The organism is Microbacterium lacus, assembly GCF_039531105.1.
GTDB classification, from domain to species: Bacteria; Actinomycetota; Actinomycetes; order Actinomycetales; family Microbacteriaceae; genus Microbacterium; species Microbacterium lacus.
On record NZ_BAAAPK010000001.1, the window covers coordinates 78,590 to 100,971 of the forward strand.

Annotated in this window: 17 protein-coding genes; 3 read left to right on the plus strand and 14 right to left on the minus strand. The window is 70.1% G+C overall.

The genetic code is table 11. From position 1 onward, the window contains the following. Positions 1 to 15: 15 nt before the first annotated feature. From ABD197_RS00385 to ABD197_RS00405, 5 genes are all read right to left on the minus strand, one after another. Positions 16 to 2,220, minus strand: a complete 2,205-nt coding sequence (locus ABD197_RS00385; RefSeq protein ID WP_344050467.1) for an ATP-dependent Clp protease ATP-binding subunit — start codon at positions 2,218 to 2,220, stop codon at positions 16 to 18. Positions 2,221 to 2,413: 193 nt separating this feature from the next. Beyond that, on the minus strand, positions 2,414 to 4,078 hold the full coding sequence (locus tag ABD197_RS00390) for a SulP family inorganic anion transporter (RefSeq protein WP_344050468.1): 1,665 nt from the start codon (positions 4,076 to 4,078) through the stop codon (positions 2,414 to 2,416). Positions 4,079 to 4,138: 60 nt separating this feature from the next. Further along, positions 4,139 to 5,149 (minus strand): GlxA family transcriptional regulator, encoded by a 1,011-nt coding sequence (locus ABD197_RS00395; RefSeq protein ID WP_344050469.1) that lies wholly within the window; start codon positions 5,147 to 5,149, stop codon positions 4,139 to 4,141. Between the two features lie 310 nt (positions 5,150 to 5,459). Continuing rightward, positions 5,460 to 6,668 carry a glycosyltransferase gene (locus ABD197_RS00400; RefSeq protein WP_344050470.1) on the minus strand — a complete coding sequence of 403 codons (1,209 nt, stop codon included), beginning with the start codon at positions 6,666 to 6,668 and terminating at the stop codon, positions 5,460 to 5,462. A gap of 5 nt (positions 6,669 to 6,673) precedes the next feature. Then, positions 6,674 to 7,894 carry a glycosyltransferase gene (locus ABD197_RS00405; RefSeq protein ID WP_344050472.1) on the minus strand — a complete coding sequence of 407 codons (1,221 nt, stop codon included), beginning with the start codon at positions 7,892 to 7,894 and terminating at the stop codon, positions 6,674 to 6,676. 265 nt (positions 7,895 to 8,159) lie between these two features. Between ABD197_RS00405 and ABD197_RS00410 the strand changes: the two genes are divergently transcribed. The 3 genes from ABD197_RS00410 (at position 8,160) to ABD197_RS00420 (ending at position 11,775) form a co-directional block, all read left to right on the plus strand. Next, positions 8,160 to 9,056: a formylglycine-generating enzyme family protein gene (locus ABD197_RS00410; RefSeq protein WP_344055765.1), complete on the plus strand. Its 897-nt coding sequence runs from the start codon at positions 8,160 to 8,162 to the stop codon at positions 9,054 to 9,056. Positions 9,057 to 9,098: 42 nt separating this feature from the next. Continuing rightward, entirely contained in the window at positions 9,099 to 9,689 is a 591-nt protein-coding gene (locus ABD197_RS00415) for a hypothetical protein (protein WP_344050474.1), read from the plus strand. A 73-nt stretch (positions 9,690 to 9,762) separates the two neighbouring features. Continuing rightward, positions 9,763 to 11,775 carry a winged helix-turn-helix domain-containing protein gene (locus ABD197_RS00420; protein WP_344050476.1) on the plus strand — a complete coding sequence of 671 codons (2,013 nt, stop codon included), beginning with the start codon at positions 9,763 to 9,765 and terminating at the stop codon, positions 11,773 to 11,775. Between the two features lie 9 nt (positions 11,776 to 11,784). Here the strand turns inward: ABD197_RS00420 and ABD197_RS00425 are convergent, their stop codons facing one another. From ABD197_RS00425 to dnaK, 9 genes are all read right to left on the minus strand, one after another. Continuing rightward, positions 11,785 to 14,208: an arylsulfatase gene (locus ABD197_RS00425; RefSeq protein WP_344050478.1), complete on the minus strand. Its 2,424-nt coding sequence runs from the start codon at positions 14,206 to 14,208 to the stop codon at positions 11,785 to 11,787. Positions 14,209 to 14,213: 5 nt separating this feature from the next. Further along, on the minus strand, positions 14,214 to 15,386 hold the full coding sequence (locus tag ABD197_RS00430) for an AI-2E family transporter (RefSeq protein ID WP_344050480.1): 1,173 nt from the start codon (positions 15,384 to 15,386) through the stop codon (positions 14,214 to 14,216). A 283-nt stretch (positions 15,387 to 15,669) separates the two neighbouring features. After that, positions 15,670 to 16,740, minus strand: a complete 1,071-nt coding sequence (locus ABD197_RS00435) for an AI-2E family transporter (protein ID WP_344050482.1) — start codon at positions 16,738 to 16,740, stop codon at positions 15,670 to 15,672. Continuing rightward, positions 16,737 to 17,522 carry an ion channel gene (locus tag ABD197_RS00440; RefSeq protein ID WP_344050484.1) on the minus strand — a complete coding sequence of 262 codons (786 nt, stop codon included), beginning with the start codon at positions 17,520 to 17,522 and terminating at the stop codon, positions 16,737 to 16,739. The genes ABD197_RS00435 and ABD197_RS00440 overlap by 4 nt, the downstream gene beginning before the upstream one ends. Before the next feature lie 159 nt (positions 17,523 to 17,681). Continuing rightward, positions 17,682 to 18,356: a ThuA domain-containing protein gene (locus tag ABD197_RS00445; protein ID WP_344050486.1), complete on the minus strand. Its 675-nt coding sequence runs from the start codon at positions 18,354 to 18,356 to the stop codon at positions 17,682 to 17,684. Continuing rightward, positions 18,356 to 18,820, minus strand: coding sequence for a heat shock protein transcriptional repressor HspR (locus ABD197_RS00450; RefSeq protein ID WP_344050488.1), 465 nt, complete (start codon positions 18,818 to 18,820; stop codon positions 18,356 to 18,358). Before ABD197_RS00450 ends, ABD197_RS00445 begins: the two co-directional genes overlap by 1 nt. A 40-nt stretch (positions 18,821 to 18,860) precedes the next feature. Then, positions 18,861 to 19,853, minus strand: a complete 993-nt coding sequence (locus tag ABD197_RS00455; protein ID WP_344050490.1) for a DnaJ C-terminal domain-containing protein — start codon at positions 19,851 to 19,853, stop codon at positions 18,861 to 18,863. 15 nt (positions 19,854 to 19,868) lie between these two features. Further along, positions 19,869 to 20,456 carry a nucleotide exchange factor GrpE gene (locus tag ABD197_RS00460; protein WP_344050491.1) on the minus strand — a complete coding sequence of 196 codons (588 nt, stop codon included), beginning with the start codon at positions 20,454 to 20,456 and terminating at the stop codon, positions 19,869 to 19,871. A gap of 4 nt (positions 20,457 to 20,460) precedes the next feature. Beyond that, positions 20,461 to 22,332, minus strand: a complete 1,872-nt coding sequence (gene dnaK / locus ABD197_RS00465; protein WP_344050493.1) for a molecular chaperone DnaK — start codon at positions 22,330 to 22,332, stop codon at positions 20,461 to 20,463. Positions 22,333 to 22,382: the final 50 nt, after the last annotated feature.

Genomic DNA, 22,382 nt, shown 5'->3' on the forward strand with positions numbered 1-22,382 from the left:
CCCTGCTGTCGCAGGTCAGTCTTCGAGCAGCTCCGCCTCGATCACGTCGTCGTCCGCGGGCTCCGCCGGCGCGGCGGGCCCGGCGCTGGTGAGCACGAGCGCGGAGTCGTCGGCCGCCACGTCGACGCGCACGAGGTCGCCGTCGTGCACGCCCCCGGACAGGATCGCCATCGCGAGCCGGTCCTGGATCTCGGACTGGATGAGCCGGCGGAGCGGCCGTGCGCCGAAGGCGGGGTCGTAGCCGCGCTCGGACAGCCATGCCCGGGCATCCGGAGTGACGGCGAGCGTGAGCCGGCGGTCGCGGAGGCGCCGCTGCAGCGCATCGACGGCGAGCTCGACGATCTGGGCGAGGTCGTCCTGGCTCAGCGCCTGGAAGATCACGATGTCGTCGAGTCGGTTCACGAACTCGGGCTTGAACGCCTGCCGGACCAGCCCCTGCACGGCATCCCGCTTCTGCCCGAGCGTCAGCGTCGGGTCGATCAGGATCGGCGACCCCAGGTTGGACGTGAGGATCAGGATGACGTTCTTGAAGTCGACCGTGCGCCCCTGTCCGTCGGTGAGGCGCCCGTCGTCCATGACCTGCAGCAGCACGTCGAACACTTCGGGGTGGGCCTTCTCGACCTCGTCCAGCAGCACGACCGAGTACGGGCGCCGCCGCACGGCCTCGGTCAGCTGGCCGCCCTGCTCGTAGCCGATGTATCCCGGAGGGGCACCGACCAGGCGCGACACCGAGTGCTTCTCGCCGTACTCGGACATGTCGATGCGCACCATGGCGTGCTCGTCGTCGAACAGGAAGTCCGCGAGCGACTTCGCCAGCTCGGTCTTGCCGACGCCGGTCGGGCCGAGGAACAGGAACGACCCGGTCGGTCGGTCGGGGTCGGAGATGCCCGCGCGCGAGCGGCGCACCGCATCGGCCACCGCCTTGACGGCATCCTTCTGGCCGATCAGGCGCTTGCCGAGCTCGGCCTCCAGGTGCACGAGCTTCTCGGTCTCGCCCTGCAGCAGCCGATCCACCGGGATGCCGGTCCACGCGGCGATCACCGACGCGATGTCCTCGTCGGTCACCTGGTCGTTGACCATGCGGTCGCCGGCGGGCTCATCGCGCTCGGCGTCGATCAGCTGGCGCTCCAGCGCCGGGATCTCGGCGTACAGCAGCCGGGACGCCTTCTCGAGATTGCCCTCGCGCTGCGCGCGCTCGGCCTCCATGCGCGCGGCGTCGAGCTTGGTCTTCAGGTCGCCGACGCGGTTCAGCGAAGAGCGCTCGCGCTCCCAGCGGCCCTGCAGCTCCCGCAGCTTCTCCTCCTCGGCGGCGAGGTCGTCGCGGAGCTTGGCGAGGCGCTCCTTGGATGCCGCGTCCTTCTCCTTCTTCAGCGCGAGCTCCTCGAGCTTGAGGCGGTCGACGTGGCGACGCAGCTCGTCGATCTCCAGCGGCGCCGAGTCGATCTCCATGCGCAGCCGGGACGCCGCCTCGTCGATCAGGTCGATCGCCTTGTCGGGCAGCTGCCGGGAGGGGATGTAGCGGTTGCTGAGGGATGCCGCGGCCACGAGCGCGGCATCCGCGATCGCCACCTTGTGGTGGGCCTCGTACCTTTCCTTGAGTCCGCGGAGGATCGCGACGGTGTCCTCGACCGTCGGCTCGCCGACATAGACCTGCTGGAAGCGGCGCTCGAGCGCGGCATCCTTCTCGATGAACTCGCGGTACTCGTTGAGCGTCGTCGCGCCGATCAGGCGCAGCTCGCCGCGGGCGAGCATGGGCTTGAGCATGTTGGAGGCCGCCACGGAGCCTTCGCCGCCGCCCGCTCCCATGAGCACGTGCAGCTCGTCGATGAAGGTGATGATCTGCCCGTCGGACTCGGTGATCTCCTTGAGCACCGCCTTCAGGCGCTCCTCGAACTGCCCGCGGTACATCGCGCCCGCGACGAGCGCGGAGATGTCGAGGGTGATGAGTTCCTTGTTCTTGAGGGACTCGGCGACGTCGCCCGCGACGATGCGCTGGGCGAGGCCCTCGACGACGGCGGTCTTGCCGACGCCGGGCTCGCCGATCAGCACGGGGTTGTTCTTGGTGCGGCGGGTCAGCACCTGACTCACCCGGCGGATCTCGCTGTCGCGTCCGATCACCGGGTCGAGCTTGCCCTGCCGAGCACGGTCGGTGAGGTTGATGCCGAACTGCTCAAGGGCGCTCTGCTGCTCCTCCTGCCCGGGCTGGGGCTGTGCGTTCATGGTGTCTCCTGAAGTCTGTGGTGAGGCTCTCTTCAAAACTTGAGCCTTCTGCACTCAACTTTAGCAGAGCGCCGGCCCCCCGGCAATGGGTCGGTGCTGACCGCGAGACTGCACCGGAACGCCGAGACTCAGGGGAATCCCCTCAGACTCGGCGCGCGGGTGCAGTCTCGCGGGGCCAGGGGGTCGGTGGGAGTCAGGACCGGGTGCGGGACAGCGCGTCGGCGTAGGCCTGACGGACGGTCTCGCCGACCCACTCGGTGCTGCGGTACACGTTCGCCGCGCCGAGCTCGTCGCGCAGCCCGCTCGCGACCACCTGGTCGTACACGAGCTTCTCGCTGATCACGAGCACCAGCGCGCCCTCCACCGCCCGCAGTTCCCCCGCGAAGCGTCGCAGCACGTCGATGAGCGATAGGCCGATCTGATCGGTGCCGCGGAGCCGGATGATGACCGTCGCTCCGCGCGAGCCCTCGTCCACGGTGGGGAGCTGCGAATCGAACACGGGAGCGCTCGCGAAGAACAGACTCCCGTACGGCTGCAGCACCACGACCTGACCGGCCTCGATCCGCGCCGGCGGCGCGCTCTCGCGCATGCGCCCCTGCTCGAGCACGTGCACCTGCCGTACCCGCACGCGGTTGGACTGCTGGGCGACGAACAGGATGATCCCGAGCCCCACCCCGACGAGCACCGCGTACTGCAACGGGATCACGAGGGTGAGCCCGAAGGTGACCGCCATGATCGCGGTGGGAAGGGGTCCGCTCTTGACGACCGAGTAGATCCGGCTCGGCTTGACCGCCCCGATGCCGACGACGATCAGCAGACCTGCAAGGGCCGGCATCGCGATGTAGCTGACGAGATCGGAGGCGAAGAAGACCACGAGCGTCATGACGATGCCGGCGAACACGAAAGCGAGGCGGGTCTTCGCCCCCGCTTGGACGATGAGCGACGAACCCGACATCGACCCGCCCACCGGCATCCCCTGGAAGATCCCCGCCACGAGATTGCCGGCACCCTGCCCCACGAAGTCGCGCGACGAGTCCGCGGGGCGCCCGTCGGCGGTCGGGAGCCCTGCCGAGACCGCGGCGCCCTGCACGAGCCCGACGAAGGCGAGCGAGAGCGCCGGCAGCAGCAGGAACAGCACGTCGTCGAGGTTCGGCAGCACGGGCGCCGGCAGGCCGTTGGGCACGTCCACGATATCGTCGAGGAGCACGACGGGCTCGGCCACCCACACGTTCAGCAAGGCCGCGAATCCGGATCCGATCACGACCGCGATCACGAGACCGAGCGATCCCACCGGGGTGAGGCGGAACAGGTAGATCAGTCCGATCGCGACCAGCCCGACCGCGACGGCGGCGGCGCTCCACTGCGGGATGTGCAGGAGCAGATCGACGAGCTTGAACAGGCGGTTCGACCCCTCCGAGGCGAAGCCGGTGAAGTTCGACAGCTGGCCGAGCACGATGTTCACGCCGACCGCGGTGACGAATCCGGTCATGACCGGGGTCGGGACGAAGCGGACGAGCCGCCCGCCGCCGAAGAGCCCGGCGATGATCATCACGATCCCCGTCATGATCGCGAGCGTGTACAGCGCCCGGTCGGGGTCAGCGCGGCTCTGCAGGTCGGAGTCCGAGACGATGAGCGCCATCGCGCCGGTCGCCTGCACCGCCATGAACGTGCTGCTGGTGAAGAACGCCGCACCGATCATCCCGAACAGGTAGGCGTAGAGACCGGCGAGCGGGTTGATGCCGGCGAGAAGCCCCGCCGCGAGCCCGTCGGGGACCGCCTCGACGCCCAGCACGAGTCCGGAGACGGCATCCTTGCCGATCGTCCTGCGGGAGAAGAGCCTCCCGAACCCCACGCGCACGCTCACACGCTATCGGCGACGTTCTGCCCGCGCCTCGCCCGGATCAGGTGAGACGTCGGCTCACGCGGCCGACCCGGCGAGCTCCTCCGCGCGCCGCTCGAGCGCAGACCCGCCCGTTCCGATCTCGCAGCAGAACGTGTTGCGGTATGCGGTCGGGGTCGTGCCGAGCACGCGGGTGAAGTTCTGACGCAGAACGGATGCCGACCCGAAACCGCATTCCTCGGCGATGCGGTCCAGCCCGTAGTCCGTCTGTTCCAGGAGTCGCTGCGCGTGGATGATCCGCTGGCGTCCGAGCCAGGACGCGGGGGTGGTCCCGTAGTCGGCCTTGAAGCGGCGGGCGAACGTGCGCGCCGACATGTGCGCCTTCGCGGCGAGCTGGTCGACCGTGAGGTCCGCACGCAGGTTCTCCAGCATCCAATCGGTGACGGGCGCGAGCGACAGGCTCGAGACCTCCGGCAGGGGGCGCTGGATGTACTGCGCCTGCCCGCCGTCGCGCTGCGGCGGCACGACCATTCGACGGGCGATCGTGTTCGTCATCTCCGCGCCGAGCTCCTGCCGCAGCAGGTGCAGGCAGGCGTCCAGTCCCGCCGCGGTGCCGGCGCTCGTGATGATGCGACCGTCCTGGACGTACAGCACGTCGGGGTCGACCTCGATCGCCGGATACATGCGGGCCATCGTGTCGGCGTACATCCAGTGGGTGGTCGCCTTGCGGCCGTCCAGGACGCCGGACTGCGCGAGGATGAACGATCCGCTGCACACGCTCAGCAGCCACGCACCGCGCGCGGCGGCGTCGCGGACGACGTCGAGCACGCGGGGGTCGGTGTTGTCCCACCACTCGCGCGGAGTCGGCGAGACGACCACGAGGTCTGCCGTGTACGCGAAGGACAGGTCGTCGTCGACGTTGAGTGAGAAGCCGAGCTTCGAGGTGACGACGCCGGGCGTCGGCGTCACGACCTTGAAGTCGAAGTTCGGGATGCCGTCATCCGAGCGATCGAGGCCGAACGCCTCGCACGCGACCCCGAATTCGAACGGCGCGAAACCGTCTTGGACGATGACGGCGACGGTCTTCATGGTGACTCCCGGGCGTTGGCAGTATTCGAACGATAGGTGTCCATCCTGCCACTATTGGCAGGATCAGGTCAAGCGTAGCGTTTCTGCCATGTTGATGATGATTGCTCTTGCAGCCCTGTCCGCCTACGCGATCGGCGCCTCGATCGTCTCTCTTCGCAACGACGGCTACCGTCGGATGCCGACCGACCGCACCCGCCTGCCCTGACCGTCGCGCGCCGCGCGTGCCGAACGACTGCTGGTCGGGACGCGTGATGTCCTGGCACCCCGCTCCGCGGCGACTTCTGCCCCAGCCGGCAGTGATTCGGGCCGATCAGCCCGCGATCACCCGCTCGTAGATCTCGACCATGGCCGCCGTCCGCGAGGACTGCCGGAAGCGCTCGCGGATCGACGGGTCAGGCGCGGGGGCCGCATCGGCGGAGATGGCGGCTGCCGCGACGCGCAGGGTGTCGGCGAGCGCGGAGACCGAGCCGTCGGCGACCGACCAGAACCCTGCCCCGAGCTCGTCGGCGATGTCGGGGTCGCTGATCACGGCGGGCGTGCCGAGCGCGGCGGCTTCGAACACGGTCATGCCCTGCGTCTCGAAGCCGATCGAGGTCTGCACGACCGCGTCGGCGGCGGCGATCCGGCGCAGCGTCTGTGCGTACGGCAAGCGCCCCGCGAACGAGACCGTGCCGGCCAGATCGTGGCGCTGCACGAGGCGGCGCGCCGCCTTCTCCTGACCTCCTCCGCCGATGATCTCGACGTCGGCGTCGATGCGGGCTTGCGCGAGGGCCTCGAGGAAGGGCAGCAGCCTCTTCTCCGGGCTCATCCGTCCCAGCCACACGAAGCGCGGGCGTCCGGGCAGCCGCTCGGCCGCGTCGCCGAGCGCGGCATCCAGCACATCGTCGTCGATGCCGTTCCACACGTCGATCACGCGCTCCCCGACGAGGGAGAGCGCGCCGTGCTCGTCGAGCCGGCGCGCGAAGTGCGCGGAGGGCGCCGTGACCGCGTGCGAGCGCGCGGCGAAGCGCCGGAGATACGCCCAGCCGTCGCCGCCGTCCTGGACGCGGCCCGGGACGTCACGCAGCGCGCGTCGCTGCCAGCGGTTCAGAGCGCGGAGCACGAGACGGGGGAAGGGGGCGGTGGCGTGGATGCCGACATCCACGCGGTTGTGCATCGTGTGGACGACCGGCAGCCCGTGCCGGGCCGCGAACCGGTGCCCGGTGAACGCGCCCCAGAAGTCCGCCTGCACATGCAGGACATCCACGGGTGGCAGGCCGCGCAGCGCGGCATCCACGAATCCGTCGGTGCGGGAGCCCGGCCACGACAGCGAATACTCACGGTCGGGGGTGATCGCGATCGAGGGGGTGTCCACGTAGGCCGGGTCCGGGGAGAATCCGGCCCGGGGCCCGTGCATCTTCGGCGCCACGATCGTCACGGTGTGCCCGGCGCGCTCGAGGAACCGCCGCTGCAGGCGCATGGAGACCTGCGCCCCGCCGAGCGATTCGACGTGCTGGTCGCCGAACATCACGACGTGCATCGGGCCTACGCCGGGAGCGGTTCGGCGCGGTAGAGCGCCTCGAACGTGTCGAGCGTGCGGTTGATGTCGTGGATCGCAACGCCGTCCAGCGACGCCTGCTGCATACGGAGCCGCTCCGCCGGGGCCGCCGTGAGCACGTCGGTCAGGCGCGCGGCGAGCTCTTCGTCGTTGCCGGGCTCGAACAGGTAACCGTTCTCACCGTCGTGGACCAGGTGCGGCAGCGCGACCGCGTTCGCTGCGACGATCGGAAGCCCGGATGCCATGGCCTCCATCGTCGCGATCGACTGCAGCTCGGCGATCGAGGCGATCGCGAACAGGCTCGCCTGGCTGTACAGCGTGCGCAGCTCCTCTTCGGGCGCGTGCCCGTGGAAGGTGACGCGCTCATCGAGCCCGAGCGAGTGTCGGAGCTGCTCGAGGTTCTTGCGCTGATCCCCACCGCCGACGAGGTCGACGTGGACGTCGAGCGCCGGATCGAGCCGGGCGACGGCCTTCAGCAGGACGTCGATGTGCTTCTCCGTCGTCAGGCGTCCGACGAACAGGATGCGGTTCTGCGCGCGGGGCGTGAGATCGGGCCGATAGTTGGACCTGTCGATACCGCAGCTGATCGGGATGACGTCCGCGATCTCGATCGTGGACTCCAGGAAGTCCGCGGCGCGGCGCGTGGGCGTCGTCACGGCGCGGGTCAGATCGAACGTCCGCTTCGCGTCGGCCCACGCGAGCTTCACCACGACGCGGTTCAGCGCGTCGGGGAGCGTCGTGAAGTCGAGGATGTTCTCGGCCATCACGTGGTTCGTCGCGACGATCGGGATGCCGCGCTTGGACGCTTCGCGGGACAGGCCGCGTCCGATCACGATGTGCGACTGGATGTGCACGACGTCCGGCTGCACCTCGTCGAGGACCTTGCGCGAATAGTGCTTGGCCATCCACGGGAAGACGAAGGTCAGCCAGTCGTGGGGCAGATAGCGGTGCGACGGGATGCGGTGCATCGTCATGGGCTGCCCCTCGATGACCTCGACCCGCGTGCCGTGGTCGTGGCGCCGCGCGGCGGGGGCCATCACGTGCACGTTGTGCCCGCGGGCGACGAGCCCGGCGGCGAGGCGCTCGGCGAAGCGGGCCGCGCCGTTCACATGCGGGGAGAACGTGTCGGCACCGATCAGGATCGTGAGGGGTCGGCGTTCGTCGGGGCCGGCGGGGCGGGGATCGTCGGGCGTCTCGGACGGGGTCACGGGATGCGGGTTGCCAATCTCTGCGGCGGGGGCGGGTCGCACGAGGGGGTGCCGGTGCCCCTCAACTGTACCTGAGCGCCCTTTCCGGCCCCTGGACGCGGGCCGGACCCCCGCATGAAACGCCGGGGCGATATCGACCCGTTGCCGCGCACCGAGCGCCGCATGACGCGATTTCTCCCCGGCCCTTCACCGCAGCACGCGCAGACGGGCCGCACGCGCTCCCCGTTACCCTGGCTGCATGCCCGCAGAGCGCCCCGCCGACGACATGGTGCGCATTCCCGGGGGCGCCTTCCTGATGGGGTCGGAGGACTTCTACCCCGACGAGCGGCCCGTGCACGAGCGCGACGTCGCCGCATTCGACCTCGACCGGCATCCCGTCACGAACGAGGAGTTCGCCGCCTTCGTCACCGACACGGGGTACGTGACGATCGCCGAGCGCGGACTCGATGCGGCGGAGTTCCCGAACCTGTCTCCCGCCGAGCTCGCGCCCGGATCCATGGTCTTCACGCCCACCCCCGGACCGGTCGACCTGTCCGACTGGCGCGCCTGGTGGCGCTGGCAGCCGGGCGCCTCATGGCGCCACCCCCAGGGACCCGGCTCGGGCATCGATGAGCGGCTGCGGCATCCGGTGGTCCATGTGGCGTTCGCGGATGCCGAGGCCTACGCCGCCTGGGCGGGCAAGCGGCTGCCGACCGAGGTCGAGCACGAGTTCGCCGCGCAGGGCGGTGCGTCGGGGACGCGGTACGCGTGGGGCGATGACCCCTTCCCGGGCGGAATCCCGCAGGCGCACACGTGGATCGGGCACTTCCCGTACGACGCGCGAGGGGACTTCGGCGGAGGGACCGCGCCGGTCGGGACGTATCCGCCGAACGCGTACGGCGCGGTCGACCTCATCGGCAACGTGTGGGAGTGGACGAGCGACTACTACACCCCGCGGCACCTGCGCCTGTCCGACCGCCCCGTGGATGCCGGCAGGCGGACGAACCTGCTCGCGACGGCGAGCGCCGAGCCCGGGTTCCGCACGCCGCGGCGCGTGCTCAAGGGCGGATCGCAGCTGTGCGCGATGGAGTACTGCGTGCGATTCCGGCCCGCGGCCCGCTCCCCGCAAGCGGAGGACACCGGGATGTCGCACATCGGCTTCCGCTGCGCGCGGGACGTCTGACTCCCCCAGCGTCTGCATAGGGGTCTCACCTACTCTGGAGGCATGGCCCGACTGCAGGCAGACGCCGACAAGACCCGCTGGGTGGCGGTCACCGATTCGTTCGGTTTCGGCGGGCGGCGCCATCGCAAAGCCGCGATCCGGATGCTCCTGACACAGGCGAATCAGGCCCTCGGCGTGCAGTCCCGCCCGGGTGGGGGACTCGCGGCGTGGGCGATGAGCCAGGCGACGCCGTTCCTCATGCGCCGCGCCGCCGGGCGCGTCCTCGTCTGGGTGTGGAAGGCCGATCCCGAGCTTCTCGTGGTGATGGCGCAGGTGCAGGAAGCGACCGCGCAGCTGCGCGCCGCCCGGGCGAGCATGCCGATGGAGTACGACGACACCGAGACGTTCCGCGGGACCTACCTCGGCGTCGGCGAGAAACTCGCGATGCCGCTGCCGAAAGATCCGCGCACCCCGCCGTTCGCGACCTACACGTGGGACACCGGCACCCGCTTCGTGACCGTGACGGCGGTGTGCAGCGACCGTGAGCGGTTCGGCACGGTGATCGGAGCAGTGGACGAGCTCGCCCGGAGCCTTCGGATCAGCGACGACGTCGCACTCGGCGAGACCCCCGACGTCCTGCGCATCGAGCCCTAGCAGCACCGGCTAATGTATGCCTGCGGCCATCGACGCCGCAGGTGACGTGCGCTTCCGGGGGAAAGGGACCGCCATGCTCCGCTCCATGGTCGAGCGACCGCTGAACGAGGTTCTCGTGGGCCGCGACGGCTTCGTCGCCCTGATCGCCACCGCCGGTGCGGGCAAGACCACTCTGCTGCGTCAGTGGGAGGCCGCCGACTCCCGCCCGTTCATCCGGCTGGCCGCGGCGGACGCTTCTGACGCGGTCGCGATCGTCACGGGGGCGACCGGGCCCGTCGTCGTCGTGCTGGACGACGTGCACCGGCATCCCGACGGCGGCGCGTTCGTGGTCCGCTCCCTCGCCGAGCTCACGCTGCAGCCCGGGATCGCCGTCGTCGTCTCGGGTCGGGCCGTTGACCGGCGCGCGCTGACGGCGATGCGGCTCCGGCCCGACCTGGTCGACCTCTCCGACGCCGACCTCGCCCTCGACGAACGCGCCGCGCGCGAGGTACTGGGCGGGCACGTGGGCGAAGAGGAGCTTCGTCGTGTCCTGCGCCGCACGCGCGGCTGGGCGGCGGGACTCCAGCTGGCGCGCGTGGCGCTCGGCCGTCGCAGCGGCGACGAGGACCCCGAGTTCACCGGGGCGGATCGCGTGGTCCGCGATTACCTGCAGTCCGAGGTCCTGGACGACCTGGGCGACGAGCTCACGGGCTTCCTGCTGCACTGCGCACCGTTCGACGAGCTCAGCGGTCCGCTGTGCGACGCCGTGCGCGGGTCGAGCGATTCGCAGGAGCTCCTGGAGCGACTCGAGCGCGAGCACCTCTTCGTGAGCGCCCTGGACCGCGAGGGACGCAGGTTCGGCTGGCTCCCCCTCGCGCGCGAAGCGCTCGCGGCCGAGCTGGACCGCCGTGACCCCACCGAGGCGAAGCGCCTGCGCACGGTCGGCGCCGACTGGCTCGCCGCCCACGGCGACGCCCGGACCGCCCTCGCGCTGCGCCTGGCGAACGGCGACCGGGAGCAGGCACTGCACTTGCTCTCGGAGGTCGTCCTCCCGATGTTCTACGCCGGACAGCTCGAGGAGATCGTCGGGATCATCCACGCCATCGGCCCCGACATCGCCATCACGCACGGCTACTTGGCCACGATGTTCGCGTACGCCGGCATGATGACCGGCGACGAGGTGTGCGCACGGCGGTGGACCAAGGCGGCGGGCGACTTCTACCAGGTCCACTCGTTCGGCGACGGCGACGAGCAGGTCGCCTTCCTCGCGCTGCGCGCCCACCTGTGCGCAGACGGCGTGCAGCGGATGCGGCGCGATGCGGAGGCCGCGCGGGTCAGGGTGAAGGAATCCAGCCCCTGGCGCGCGCCCGTCCTCATGATGAGCGGCATCGCGGCGGGGCTGTGCGGCGATGCCCGGGCCGCCCACCGGCTCCTCGAGGAGGCCGCGCACGTGAGCGCCGAGCTGCGCGCGACGCCGGCCCTGATGCTCGCGCTGTCGGAGCGCCTCGAACTGCATTCCGGACGCGTGAGCGCCGACGCCATCGCGCACGCCGTCGATGCGGCGGAGGGCGGCCCGTTCACCCACTATCCGCACGCCGCTCTCGGGTACGCGCTGCGCGCGGAGGCGGCGGCGATCGCCGGGGACAAGGATGCCGCGCACCGCGATCTGCTGCGCGCCCACGGCTATCGCGCCGCGCTCGGCCGCGAGCTGCCGTGGCTCGCGGTCCAGGTGCGGCTGCGGATCGCGCGGGCGACCGCGTCGCTCGGGGATCCGGCGGGAGCCCGCCTCGTGCTCGCCGAAGCGGAGGAGATCCTCGCCGGGCTCGCCGAGACCGGCATCCTGAAGAAGCAGGCCGCCGACCTCGCGGCCGCTCTGCGCCCCCTCGGGGGCGCCGACGCTGTCGGCGCGAGCCTGCTCACGAGCGCCGAGCTGCGCCTCCTGCCCCTGCTGCCCAGCCACTTGTCGTTCGAGGAGATCGGCGACCGCCTGCACCTGTCGCGCAACACGATCAAGACGCAGGCGCGGTCGGTCTACCGCAAGCTCGGGGTGTCCTCGCGGTCCGAGGCGGTCCAGCACGCGACCCAGCTCGGCCTCGTCAGCGCGTGAGCCTGGAGGTCACGACTCGATGTGCCGGGCGTGCTGCCCGGCGACCTCCGCGTGGTGCAGCGCCGCTTCCTCGCGGCGGCCGGGCTGTCGGACGTCGAAGTCCACGCGGTGGATCCCGCCCGCGAACGCGAACGGAGCGCGGTCCGCGTAGACCGGATCGACGACCTCGCCGTTGTCGCGGCCGATGTCCATGCCGGAGTATCCGTTGAACATGATCGGCACGGTGTGCTCCAGACGCCCTTCGCCGACGAGCTCGTCACCGATCCACAGGGTCAGCGCACCCGCCGGCGCCATGACGGCGGCATCCGCTTCGAAATCGAGCCGGACGGTGACCTCGCCCGTCGGCAACGGACGATCGGCCTGCTGGTGGTACACCTCGACGCCCATGAAGCTGTAGGTGTGGCGGAGCACGCCGCCGTCGACGAACAGGCTGAAGCCGCCGAGGTGGTCGAACGCCGCCACGATCACCCCATCCGCGCCCTCGGGCGGAACGGTGAGCTCGGCCGTGATCGAGTACGAGCGGTTCATGATCGGCGGCATGATGCCCGCCGGCGAGTTCTGCACGTCCGCGCCCCAGTACGTCCAGCGGGTCTGCTCGCGCAGCGGGGGGACGATGCCGAAGAACGCCGACATCCCTCCGAGGAGCGGCAGCACCTTGTTGTCCTCCGCCTCCTGCCACCACAGGTCGGCGAGCTCCTTCACCTTCTCGGGGTGCTCGGCGGCGACATTGCGTGCCTGCGAGAAGTCCTCCGGCAGGTGGTACAGCTCCCATTCGAGCGCGTCGGGGTCGAACACCCCGGGAGCGAACCGCCGGATCGTGTTCGGCGTCGCATCCCACGGGATGCGCGGCAGCATGCAGGACGCCCACCAGCCGTCCTTGTACATGCCGCGGTTGCCGTAGATCTCGAAGTACTGCTGCCGATGGTGCTCGGGCGCGTCGGCGGACGCGAACGACGCGGCGAAGCTGGATCCGTCCATCGGCACCTGCGGGATCCCGTCGACCGTTTCGGGCACCGGGATGCCGGCCGCATCGAGCACGGTCGGCCCGATGTCGTTGACATGGGCGAAATGCCCGCGCACCGCCCCCGCGTCCGTGATGCGCTCCGGCCAGCGCACGACCATCGGGTTGCGCGTGCCGCCCAGGTGGGAGGCGACCTGCTTGCCCCACTGGAACGGGGTGTTCCCCGCCCAGGCCCACGCCGCCGAGCAGTGCGGCGCGGTGTCCGGACCGCCCCAGGCGTCCAGGCCCCCGTACGCGTCGATCAGCGCACGCTGCTGGTCACCCGTGAGCGGGATGCCGTTCTGCATCGTGAGCTCGTTGAACGAGCCCGTGAGGGTTCCCTCGAGCGACGCGCCGTTGTCGCCCCAGATGTAGATCACGAGCGTGTCGTCCCACTCGCCCATGCGCTCGATCTCGTCGAACAGGCGCCCGACGTTGTGGTCGGCGTTCTCCTGGTAGCCCGCGTACACCTCCATCTGGCGGGCGTAGAGGCGCCGCTCGTCGTCGGTGAGCGAGTCCCAGGCCGGGAACGCGTCGTCGCGCGGGGTGAGCTCGGCGTCGGCGGGCACAACGCCCAGCTCCTTCTGCCGGGCGAACGTGCGCTCGCGGTACACGTCCCAGCCGTCGTCGAACATGCCCTTGTACGCCGCCGACCACTCCTCCGGGACGTGGTGCGGCGCGTGCGCGCAGCCGGTGGCGTAGTACATGAACCACGGCTTGTCGGCCTTGTGCGCTCGCGTGCCGTGCAGCCACGCGATCGCCCGGTCGGTCAGGGCGTCGGGAAGGTAGAAGTCCCGGTCGGTCGGACCGCCGTAGGCCTGGTCGACCGCGTCGTTCTCGTAGATCATCGGGTCGTACTGGCCGGACTCGCCGGAGAGGAATCCCCAGAAGTAGTCGAAGCCCCAGCCGCTCGGCCAGCGGTCGAACGGGCCCGCGGGGCCCTGGGCACGGCTCGGGGTCAGGTGCCACTTGCCGATCGCCGCCGTGGAGTAGCCGTTCTGCTGCAGGATCTTCGGGAACGGCGCGCAGTCCTTCGGCACGACGCCCGAATACCCCGGGAACGGTCCGGACAGTTCGCCGACCGAGCCGAAGCCGACGCGGTGGTGGTTGCGGCCGGTCAGCAACGACGCGCGCGTGGGCGAGCACAGCGCGGCGGTGTGCAGACCGGTGTAACGCAGTCCGCCGTCCGCGAGCTTCGTGAGGTTCGGCGTGGCGATCGGCCCGCCGAACGTCGACGCCTGGCCGTAGCCGGCGTCGTCGATCAGCACGACGAGCACGTTCGGCGCACCGGCGGGCGGCTGCACGTCCTGCACGATTGCCCAGTCGGGAACGGAGGCATCGAGAGTGCGGCCCATCTTGCCGGCGAAGACCGCGTCGCGGATCGGCAGGTGCGTCCGGTCGACGTCGGGGGTGGGAGCGGAGGTGTCAGCCATGTCGGTCAGCTTCCTGCGAGGGGGTCGGGTGCGGCATCACCCGGCGGAGGTGAAGCGAGGGTCTTCGCATCCTGCCGCGGGACGACGATCTCGCGGAGGATCAGCAGCAGCGATGCCATGACCGGCAGCGCGACGAGCACGCCGATCACCCCGGCGAGTGTGCCGCCCACCATCGCGCCGATCAGGACGAGGGCGGCGGGGATCGCGACGGCGCGCGTCATGACGCGTGGCGTGATGACGTAGGACTCGATCTGGATGTAGATCAGGTAGGCGATGCCGAAGATGAGCGCCTGGGTGGGACTGGAGATCAGGGCGATGAGCGTGCCGAACACCCAGAAGATCACGGAGCCGAACAGCGGGATCAGGGTGAGCACGAACGCGATGAAGGCCATCAGTGCGGGGTACGGCAAACCGATGAGCAGGTGCAGGACGAACACGACGCCGGCGTTGATCAGTGCGAGCGTCACCGAGCCGAGCAGCGAACTGCCCACCGACGCGGTGACCCGCTCGGTCATGTCGCTCAGGCGGGGGCGGCTGTAGGCCGGAGCGAGGCTGTAGAGCGCCTGCTTCATTCCCGTGAGGGAGGCGAGGAAGTACAGCGTGAGCGCGACGATGATGAACCCCGCCGAGATCGCCGCGACGACGCCGACGCCCACGGCGAGCGCTCCCCCGCTGATCGCCGCGATCGTCTCGGGCTGCCGCAGGGCTGCGGCGACCTCGGCGGAGGCCACGGCGATCGCATCCTGCAGGTCGGGTGGCAGCGCCAGGAACCAGGCGGACTGCTGCGCCTGCATCAGCGCCTCGGGGAACGAGCGGACGAACTCGACGACCTGGGCGAGGATCGGCGGCAGCACGAACACGAAGAATGCCGCGATGAGGAGCGCGAACGCGACGAAGACGATCAGGATGCCGGTCCCCCGCTTCACGCCGCGCCGCTCCAGCACCCGCACGATCGGGTCGAGGCCGAGCGAGACGAACAGCGCGAGCACGATGTAGAACAGGATCGTCGTGATGGAGGCGATCGCCGACCCGAGGATGAGCCCGCCGAGCACCCCGAGCGTGGCGATGAAGGCGACGACGAGCGGTCGGTCCACGAGGGCGCGGATCCCCCGCCGCTCGGGGACGGCGAGGGCGGCATCCGCGACGGGCACGGGCGGGCGGTCGGCAGGGTCGGACATGGCGCCAGGCTAGGCGTGCGCCCCGCTCCGGTGCCTCATGCCGGAGGGGTGAACCCCGCCCGCCGAGATCGTGCTTCCTCCGCCGAGATGGTGGGTTCTCCGCCGAGATGGTGGGTTTTCCGCCGAGATTGTGCCCACAGTCTCGGAAAAGGAACCACCACCTCGGCAAAGGAACCACCACCTCGGCAGAAGAACCACCATCTCGGCAAAGGAACCACCACCTCGGCAGAGGAACCACCACCTCGGCAGAAGACCACCACCTCGGCGGGCGGAAGAAACCGGGTCAGGAGGGCGGCGCATCCCCGGACAGCCATCGCAGCCACCGCGCGCCCGGGTCGCCCTCCAGCACGAGGGCGCGCACGAGCAGGGTGAGCGGGATCGAGAGGATCGCCCCGAGCGGCCCGATGACGAACGTCCAGAAGATCACCGAGAAGAAACTCAGCGTCAGGCTGAGGCTCACCGCGTCGCTGACGAACTTCGGCTGGACGAGCACCTGCAGCGTCACGTTCACGACGCAGTAGATCGCGATCACGGCGAGCGCGAGCGGCCAGCCGCCCACCACGAGCGCCAGCAGGGCGGGCGGAATGAGGCCGATCACGAATCCGATGTTCGGGATGAAGTTCGTCACGAACGCGAGGATCGCCCAGACCGCCGGCGCCGGTACCCCGAGCGCCCAGAGCGCCAGTCCGTCGATGATCGCGACGACCGCACCGAAGCTCGCGTTGACGACGTAATACCGTCGCACCCCGGTGTTGAACGCGCGGAACCGCTTCACGGTCGGCCGCGCCGCTGCGCCGAAGACCGTCTCGGCGCGGCTGTAGCGCGCACCGTCCGCGGCCATGAAGATCACGTATGCCAGCACGAAGAAGAGGGCCGTCAGGATGCCGAGCGCCGTTCCGCCGAGAGAGGCGATGAAGTTCACGATCGTGGCCGGCTGCAGAGCGGATGCCGCGGCATCCGACGCCTGTTGATCCAGGCCCAGCGACCCCAACCACGTCACGACCGCCTGCGCGGTCGCCTGCAGTTCGTCGGCGTAGTCGGCCACGAGGCGCACGAACTGGGTCCCCGCGAAGAACAGCAGCACGCCGAGCACGCCGAGGATGAGGTACGCGACGACGATCACGCCCGTCGTCGCCACCCAGCTCGGCCATCCCCATCTCTCGAGCGGATGCCGAACGGGATGGCAGATGATCACGATGACCGCCGCGAGCACGAGCGGCCCGACGAGCTCGCGGGCGAAGAACAGGCCGGCGAGCGCGATGACCGTCGCCGCCAGCCCGATCAGTACGCGGAGCGTCGGCGAGAGGACCGGCGGGGAGGGAACGGCGGGTGCCGGGCGCCCGAAGAGACTCACGGCTGGTCCTGCCCGCTGTCGCCGGAGCGTTCGCGGGCGACCCGCGCGGCCGCTGCCTGCAGCTGCACCGTCAGCGCCTTCACATCCGCGCGACTCGCGGGCATCTCATCCTCGTGGCCGCGCGAGGCCCGCTCGACCACCCACGACGAGATCGTCGCGACGACCAGGCCCACGAGCACGACACCGCCGACCATCAGGACGACCGCGGCGCAGCGTCCGGAGATCGTGACGGGCACGAGGTCCCCGTATCCGACGGTGGTCACCGTACAGAAGGCCCACCACACGGCATCCCCGAACGAGTCGATCGTCGCCCCCGGTGCGCCGCGCTCGGCCTGCAGCACGAGGAGCGAGATGTACCAGACGAGCAGCAGCGCCGAGCCGACACCGTAGGTCAGCAGGCGCGCGCGGATGGAGTTGCCGGCGGTCCGCGTGAATTGCGGCAGCCGCGTGACCGCGTCCAGCAGCCGCACCGGGCGCAGCGCCGGGATGAGCGCCAGCAGGAGCTCGAACTTGTGGGCGCGGAACCAGACCCGGCGCGGATCGGACAGCCGGAGCTTGACGAGATACTCGCCGATGAACATGAGCCAGATCATGGCGATGATCGCCGTCGTGAGGATCGACCAATCGCCCTGCACCTCGCCGACGACGTGCACCGTGTAGGTCACGAGGAACACCGCGGCAGCGACCGCGAGCGGCCAGTAGGTGATCCGCGACCAGCGCTGGGTGGCCTCGGTCTCCCCCTTGGCCGGATCAGGCGCCTTCACGGCGTTCGCGATGGTCACGACTGCACTCTAGGGGCGGCGTTCGACAGGGCGGTTGCGACCCGCTGGGGCTCGGGCGACGGGCCACCATCTCGGCGAAAGACCCACCACCTCGGCGAAAGACCCACCACCTCGGCGGAGGACCCACCACCTCGGCGGAGGGAAGGGGCGCGGACGCGGTCAGCGGGCGGGGCGGGCGGCCCAGAGGATGCCGCGCTCGATCACCGTGCGCACCGTCGGGTGCGCGAGCACATCGAGATCGTGGCCGGGCGTGCAGACGACGATGCGGCCGGCACCCCACTCCCGCGTCCAGATCGCCGGGACCGTCACCGCCCGCTGCCACGGCTCGCCCGCGCGCGCCGGATGCGTCGTCGTCGCGAGCACATCGTTGAGGTCGTCGGTCAGCACCCAGTACTGCTCGGTGCGCAGCGTGAAGTCCGCCAGCCCGCCGGTGATCGGATGCCGCCGTCCGAGCTCCGTGAAGGCGATCTCGTGCGACACCGCGTACTCACCGTCCAGGCCGGGGTGCGCCGCGAACTGCCCGCCGACGAGCTGGAGATAGTCCGCCGATTCGCGGAACGAGTCGGCGATGCCGCCGTGCCAGCCGGTGAACCCGGTTCCGGACGCGACGGCGGTGCGGAGCCCCGCGACCTGTTCGCGCGTGATCGAGGACATCGTGACGCACTGCACGATCAGATCGGCATCCGCCATCACAGCCGTGTCCGCGTAGACCTCCGTCGACTCCTCCACCCGTACGGCGAACCCGTCCTCCCGCAGGAACGGCACGAACATCTCGGTCGCCTCGGCAGGCTGATGGCCTTCCCATCCGCCGCGCACGACGAGCGCGCGCCGCATCAGCCCTCCGCGCCGTCCGCCGGATCCTGCTCGAGCGCGAGCCGCGGGCGCCAGATGACGATGTCGGTCGCGCGCCGCACGCGGCGACCCTGCTTCAAGGTGATGACCGATCCTGTCGCACCGGCGGCGAACACCCGCGCACCTGGTCGGTTCTCGAGCTCGGCGCGCATGCGCGCCTCGAGGTCGCGGACCCGGACGCGCAGTTCCTGCACGTGGTTCTCGAGCTCGATGATCCGCGCGATCGCGGGCAGGCTCATGCCGTCCGAGGACAGCCGGGCGACTTCGCGCAGCTGCTCGACGTGACGCGTCGAGTAGCGGCGCGAGCCGCCCTGGGTGCGGGCGGGGACGACGAGCCCCAGCCGGTCGTACTGGCGGAGGGTCTGCGGATGCATCCCGGCGAGTTCGGCGGCGACGGCGATCGCGAAGATCGGCGCATCCTCATCGATCTCTCGTTCCTGCGGCATCCCGTGTCACCTCCTCGCGCCGGCGTCTGCCAGCATCATGTCATCCGCGCGCTTTGCTCATCAGGTCGGCGCGGGGGTTCTCCTTGGGCTCGAGGTCGTGGAAGCGCTGGAGCGCTTCGCGAGCCGCCTCGTCGAGGTGCGACGGGACCGCGACCTGCACTTCGGCGAGCAGGTCGCCGGTGCCCTTCGCGGTCTCGACGCCCCGCCCCTTCACGCGCAGAACGCGGCCGGATGGCGTGCCCGGAGCGACGCGCAGCTTCACCGGGTCGCCGCCGAGCGTCGGGACCTCGATCGTGGCGCCGAGGGCCGCCTCGGTGAAGGTCACGGGGACGGTCACGCGCAGGTTCAACCCGTCGCGGGTGAACACCGGATGCGGCCGCACCGCGACCTGGACGACGATGTCGCCGGATTCCCCGCCGTCGGGCGAGGGGCGACCCCGGCCGCGCAGGCGGATCTTCTGCCCATCGGAGACCCCGGCCGGGATCTTCACCTTGAACGGAGCACCGTCCTCGCCCTGGAGCGTGATCGTCTCGCCGCGCGTGGCGGTGAGGAAGTCGATCGTGGTGCGCGCGGTCACGTCGGCGCCGCGCTGCGGACCGCCGTACCCACGGAATCCGCCGGTGGACTGACCGAACCGGCCCGAGCCGAAGCCGCCCCCCTGGGTCTGGTTGAACATGCTGAAGATGTCGTCGAAGTCCTGCGGGGACTGCTGGCGACCGCCGCGACCCTGGCCGAACATGCTGAAGACGTCCTCGAACCCGCCGGGCTGGTCGCCCGCCGTGAAGCGCGGAGCACCCGCGCCCATCGCGCGGATCTGGTCGTACTCCTTGCGCTGCTCGGCGTCGGAGAGCACCGAGTACGCCTCGCTGATCTCCTTGAACTTCGCCTCCGCCTTCGCATCGCCCTGATTGGAGTCCGGGTGATACGTGCGCGCGAGCTTGCGATAGGTCTTCTTCAGATCGGCGTCACTGATGCTCTTGTCGACGCCGAGGGTCTTGTAGAAGTCCTTGTCGAACCAGTCCTGACTGGCCATACGGTGCTCCCTCGGTTATTCGGCCGGCACCGCGACGACGACCTTGGCCGGACGCAGCTCGACCGACCCCAGCCGGTAGCCGACCTCGACGACCTCGAGGATCGTCGGCTCGGTCACGCCGGGGGTGGGCGCTTGGAAGATCGCCTCGTGCTGCTGCGGGTCGAACGCCTCCCCGGCCTCGCCGTAGGAGGTCACACCGAGTCGCTCGGCGACGCCGCGCACCTTGTCGCCGATCGCGGCGAAGGCGGTGCCCTCGACGAGATCGCCGTGCTTCGTGGCGCGGTCGAGGTCGTCGAGCACCGGAAGCAGACCCTTGACGGCCTCGCCCTTGGCCCGCTCGATCTCGCGCTCGCGCTGCTCCTCCGTGCGGCGACGGTAGTTCGCATACTCGGCCTGCAGGCGCTTCAGGTCGACCAGGAGGGCGGACTCGAGGTCGGCGATCACGGCGTCCTCCGCCGCGGCGTCGGCGTTCTGTGCCGCGCCGAGGATGTCGTCGACGGTCAGCTCGTCCTGCGACTCGGGGTCGGAGACCTGCGCCTCCGACCCCTCGTCGTCCGGTCGAACCTCGTCGCCCTGCGGGTCTTCGAAGTTCTTCTCCGTCATGGTCCTACTTCTTCTCGTTCTCGTCCTCGTCGTCGACGACCTCGGCGTCGATCACGTCCTCCTCGGGGTTGGGGACGTTGCCGGCACCGGGCTCGTTCGCGGCCGGGTCGGGCGTCTCGCCCGCGGCCTGCGACGACTGGTAGATCGCCTCGCCGAGCTGGGACTGGCTCTGGTTGAGCTTGTCGTACGCGGTCTTCACCGCGTCGTCGTCCTCGCCCGCGAGCGCGGCCTTCAGGGCGTCGACATCGGCCTGCACCGAGTTCTTGACCTCTTCGGGCAGCTTGTCCTCGTTCTCCTTGATCAGCTTGTCGATCGAGTAGGAGAGCGTCTCGGCCTGGTTGCGGACCTCGGCGGACTCGCGGCGCTTCTTGTCCTCGGCGGCGTGCTCCTCCGCCTCGCGGACCATGCGCTCGATGTCCTCCTTCGGCAGCGACGAGCCGCCGGTGATGGTCATCGACTGCTCCTTGCCGGTGCCCTTGTCCTTCGCGGAGACGTGCACGATGCCGTTCGCGTCGATGTCGAACGTGACCTCGACCTGCGGGATGCCGCGCGGAGCCGGCGCGATGCCGGTCAGCTCGAACGTGCCCAGCGGCTTGTTGTCGCGCGTGAAGTCGCGCTCGCCCTGGAAGACCTGGATCGCGACCGACGGCTGGTTGTCGTCGGCGGTGGTGAAGGTCTCGCTGCGCTTGGTCGGGATGGCCGTGTTGCGCTCGATGAGCTTGGTCATGATGCCGCCCTTGGTCTCGATGCCGAGGCTCAGGGGGGTGACGTCGATCAGCAGGACGTCCTTGCGCTCGCCCTTGAGGACACCGGCCTGGAGGGCTGCGCCCACCGCGACGACCTCATCCGGGTTGACGCCCTTGTTCGCCTCCTTGCCGGCCTCCTTCTTCACCAGCTCGGCGACGGCGGGCATGCGGGTGGAACCACCCACGAGCACGACGTGGTCGATGTCGGCGACCTTGATGCCGGCCTCGCGGATCACGTCTTCGAACGGCTTCTTCGTGCGGTCCAGCAGGTCCTTCGTCAGGTCCTCGAACTTCGCGCGGGTCACGGTCTCGGACAGCGACACCGGGCCGCTGTCGGTCAGCGACAGGTACGGAAGGTTGACGCTGGTCGACATGGAGCTGGAGAGCTCCTTCTTCGCCTGCTCCGCGGCCTCCTTGAGGCGCTGCAGCGCGATCTTGTCGCCCGAGACGTCGACGCCCGTCGTGTCCTTGAACTGCTTGATGAAGTAGTCCACCAGACGCTGGTCCCAGTCGTCGCCACCGAGGCGGTTGTCACCGGCGGTGGAGCGCACCTGGATCGTCGAGAAGTCGTCGTCCTTGCCCACTTCGAGCAGCGACACGTCGAACGTTCCGCCACCGAGGTCGAAGACGAGGATGAGCTCGTCCTCCTTGCCCTTGTCCAGGCCGTACGCGAGGGCCGCGGCGGTGGGCTCGTTGATGATGCGGAGCACGTTCAGGCCCGCGATCTCGCCGGCCTCCTTCGTGGCCTGACGCTCGGCGTCGTTGAAGTACGCGGGGACCGTGATGACGGCATCCGTCACCGAGTCACCGAGGTACTCCTCGGCGTCGCGCTTGAGCTTGCCGAGGATGCGGGCCGAGATCTCCTGCGGCGTCCACTTCTTGCCGTCGACGTCGAAGGACCACGTGGTGCCCATGTGGCGCTTGACGGACGAGATCGTGCGATCGACGTTCGTGACGGCCTGGCGCTTGGCGGTCTCGCCGACGAGCACTTCGCCGTCCTTCGTGAAGGCGACCACCGACGGCGTCGTGCGGAAGCCCTCGGCGTTCGCGATCACCTTGGGCTCGCCGCCCTCGAGGACGCTGACGACGGAGTTCGTGGTTCCGAGGTCGATTCCAACAGCACGGGGCATGTGTTCTCTCCTTGTGTCAGGGGTCTGCGACCCCGGGGTTCGTGGTGAAG

Excerpts from the sequence above, each read along its gene's own strand:
- ABD197_RS00385 (WP_344050467.1), bottom strand. The coding sequence starts at position 2,220 with ATGAACGCACAGCCCCAGCCCGGGCAGGAGGAGCAGCAGAGCGCCCTT.
- ABD197_RS00395 (WP_344050469.1), bottom strand. The coding sequence starts at position 5,149 with ATGAAGACCGTCGCCGTCATCGTCCAAGACGGTTTCGCGCCGTTCGAA.
- ABD197_RS00400 (WP_344050470.1), bottom strand. The coding sequence starts at position 6,668 with ATGCACGTCGTGATGTTCGGCGACCAGCACGTCGAATCGCTCGGCGGG.
- ABD197_RS00410 (WP_344055765.1), top strand. The coding sequence starts at position 8,160 with ATGGTGCGCATTCCCGGGGGCGCCTTCCTGATGGGGTCGGAGGACTTC.
- ABD197_RS00415 (WP_344050474.1), top strand. The coding sequence starts at position 9,099 with ATGGCCCGACTGCAGGCAGACGCCGACAAGACCCGCTGGGTGGCGGTC.
- ABD197_RS00420 (WP_344050476.1), top strand. The coding sequence starts at position 9,763 with ATGCTCCGCTCCATGGTCGAGCGACCGCTGAACGAGGTTCTCGTGGGC.
- ABD197_RS00425 (WP_344050478.1), bottom strand. The coding sequence starts at position 14,208 with ATGGCTGACACCTCCGCTCCCACCCCCGACGTCGACCGGACGCACCTG.
- ABD197_RS00430 (WP_344050480.1), bottom strand. The coding sequence starts at position 15,386 with ATGTCCGACCCTGCCGACCGCCCGCCCGTGCCCGTCGCGGATGCCGCC.
- ABD197_RS00445 (WP_344050486.1), bottom strand. The coding sequence starts at position 18,356 with ATGCGGCGCGCGCTCGTCGTGCGCGGCGGATGGGAAGGCCATCAGCCT.
- ABD197_RS00450 (WP_344050488.1), bottom strand. The coding sequence starts at position 18,820 with ATGCCGCAGGAACGAGAGATCGATGAGGATGCGCCGATCTTCGCGATC.
- ABD197_RS00455 (WP_344050490.1), bottom strand. The coding sequence starts at position 19,853 with ATGGCCAGTCAGGACTGGTTCGACAAGGACTTCTACAAGACCCTCGGC.
- ABD197_RS00460 (WP_344050491.1), bottom strand. The coding sequence starts at position 20,456 with ATGACGGAGAAGAACTTCGAAGACCCGCAGGGCGACGAGGTTCGACCG.
- dnaK (WP_344050493.1), bottom strand. The coding sequence starts at position 22,332 with ATGCCCCGTGCTGTTGGAATCGACCTCGGAACCACGAACTCCGTCGTC.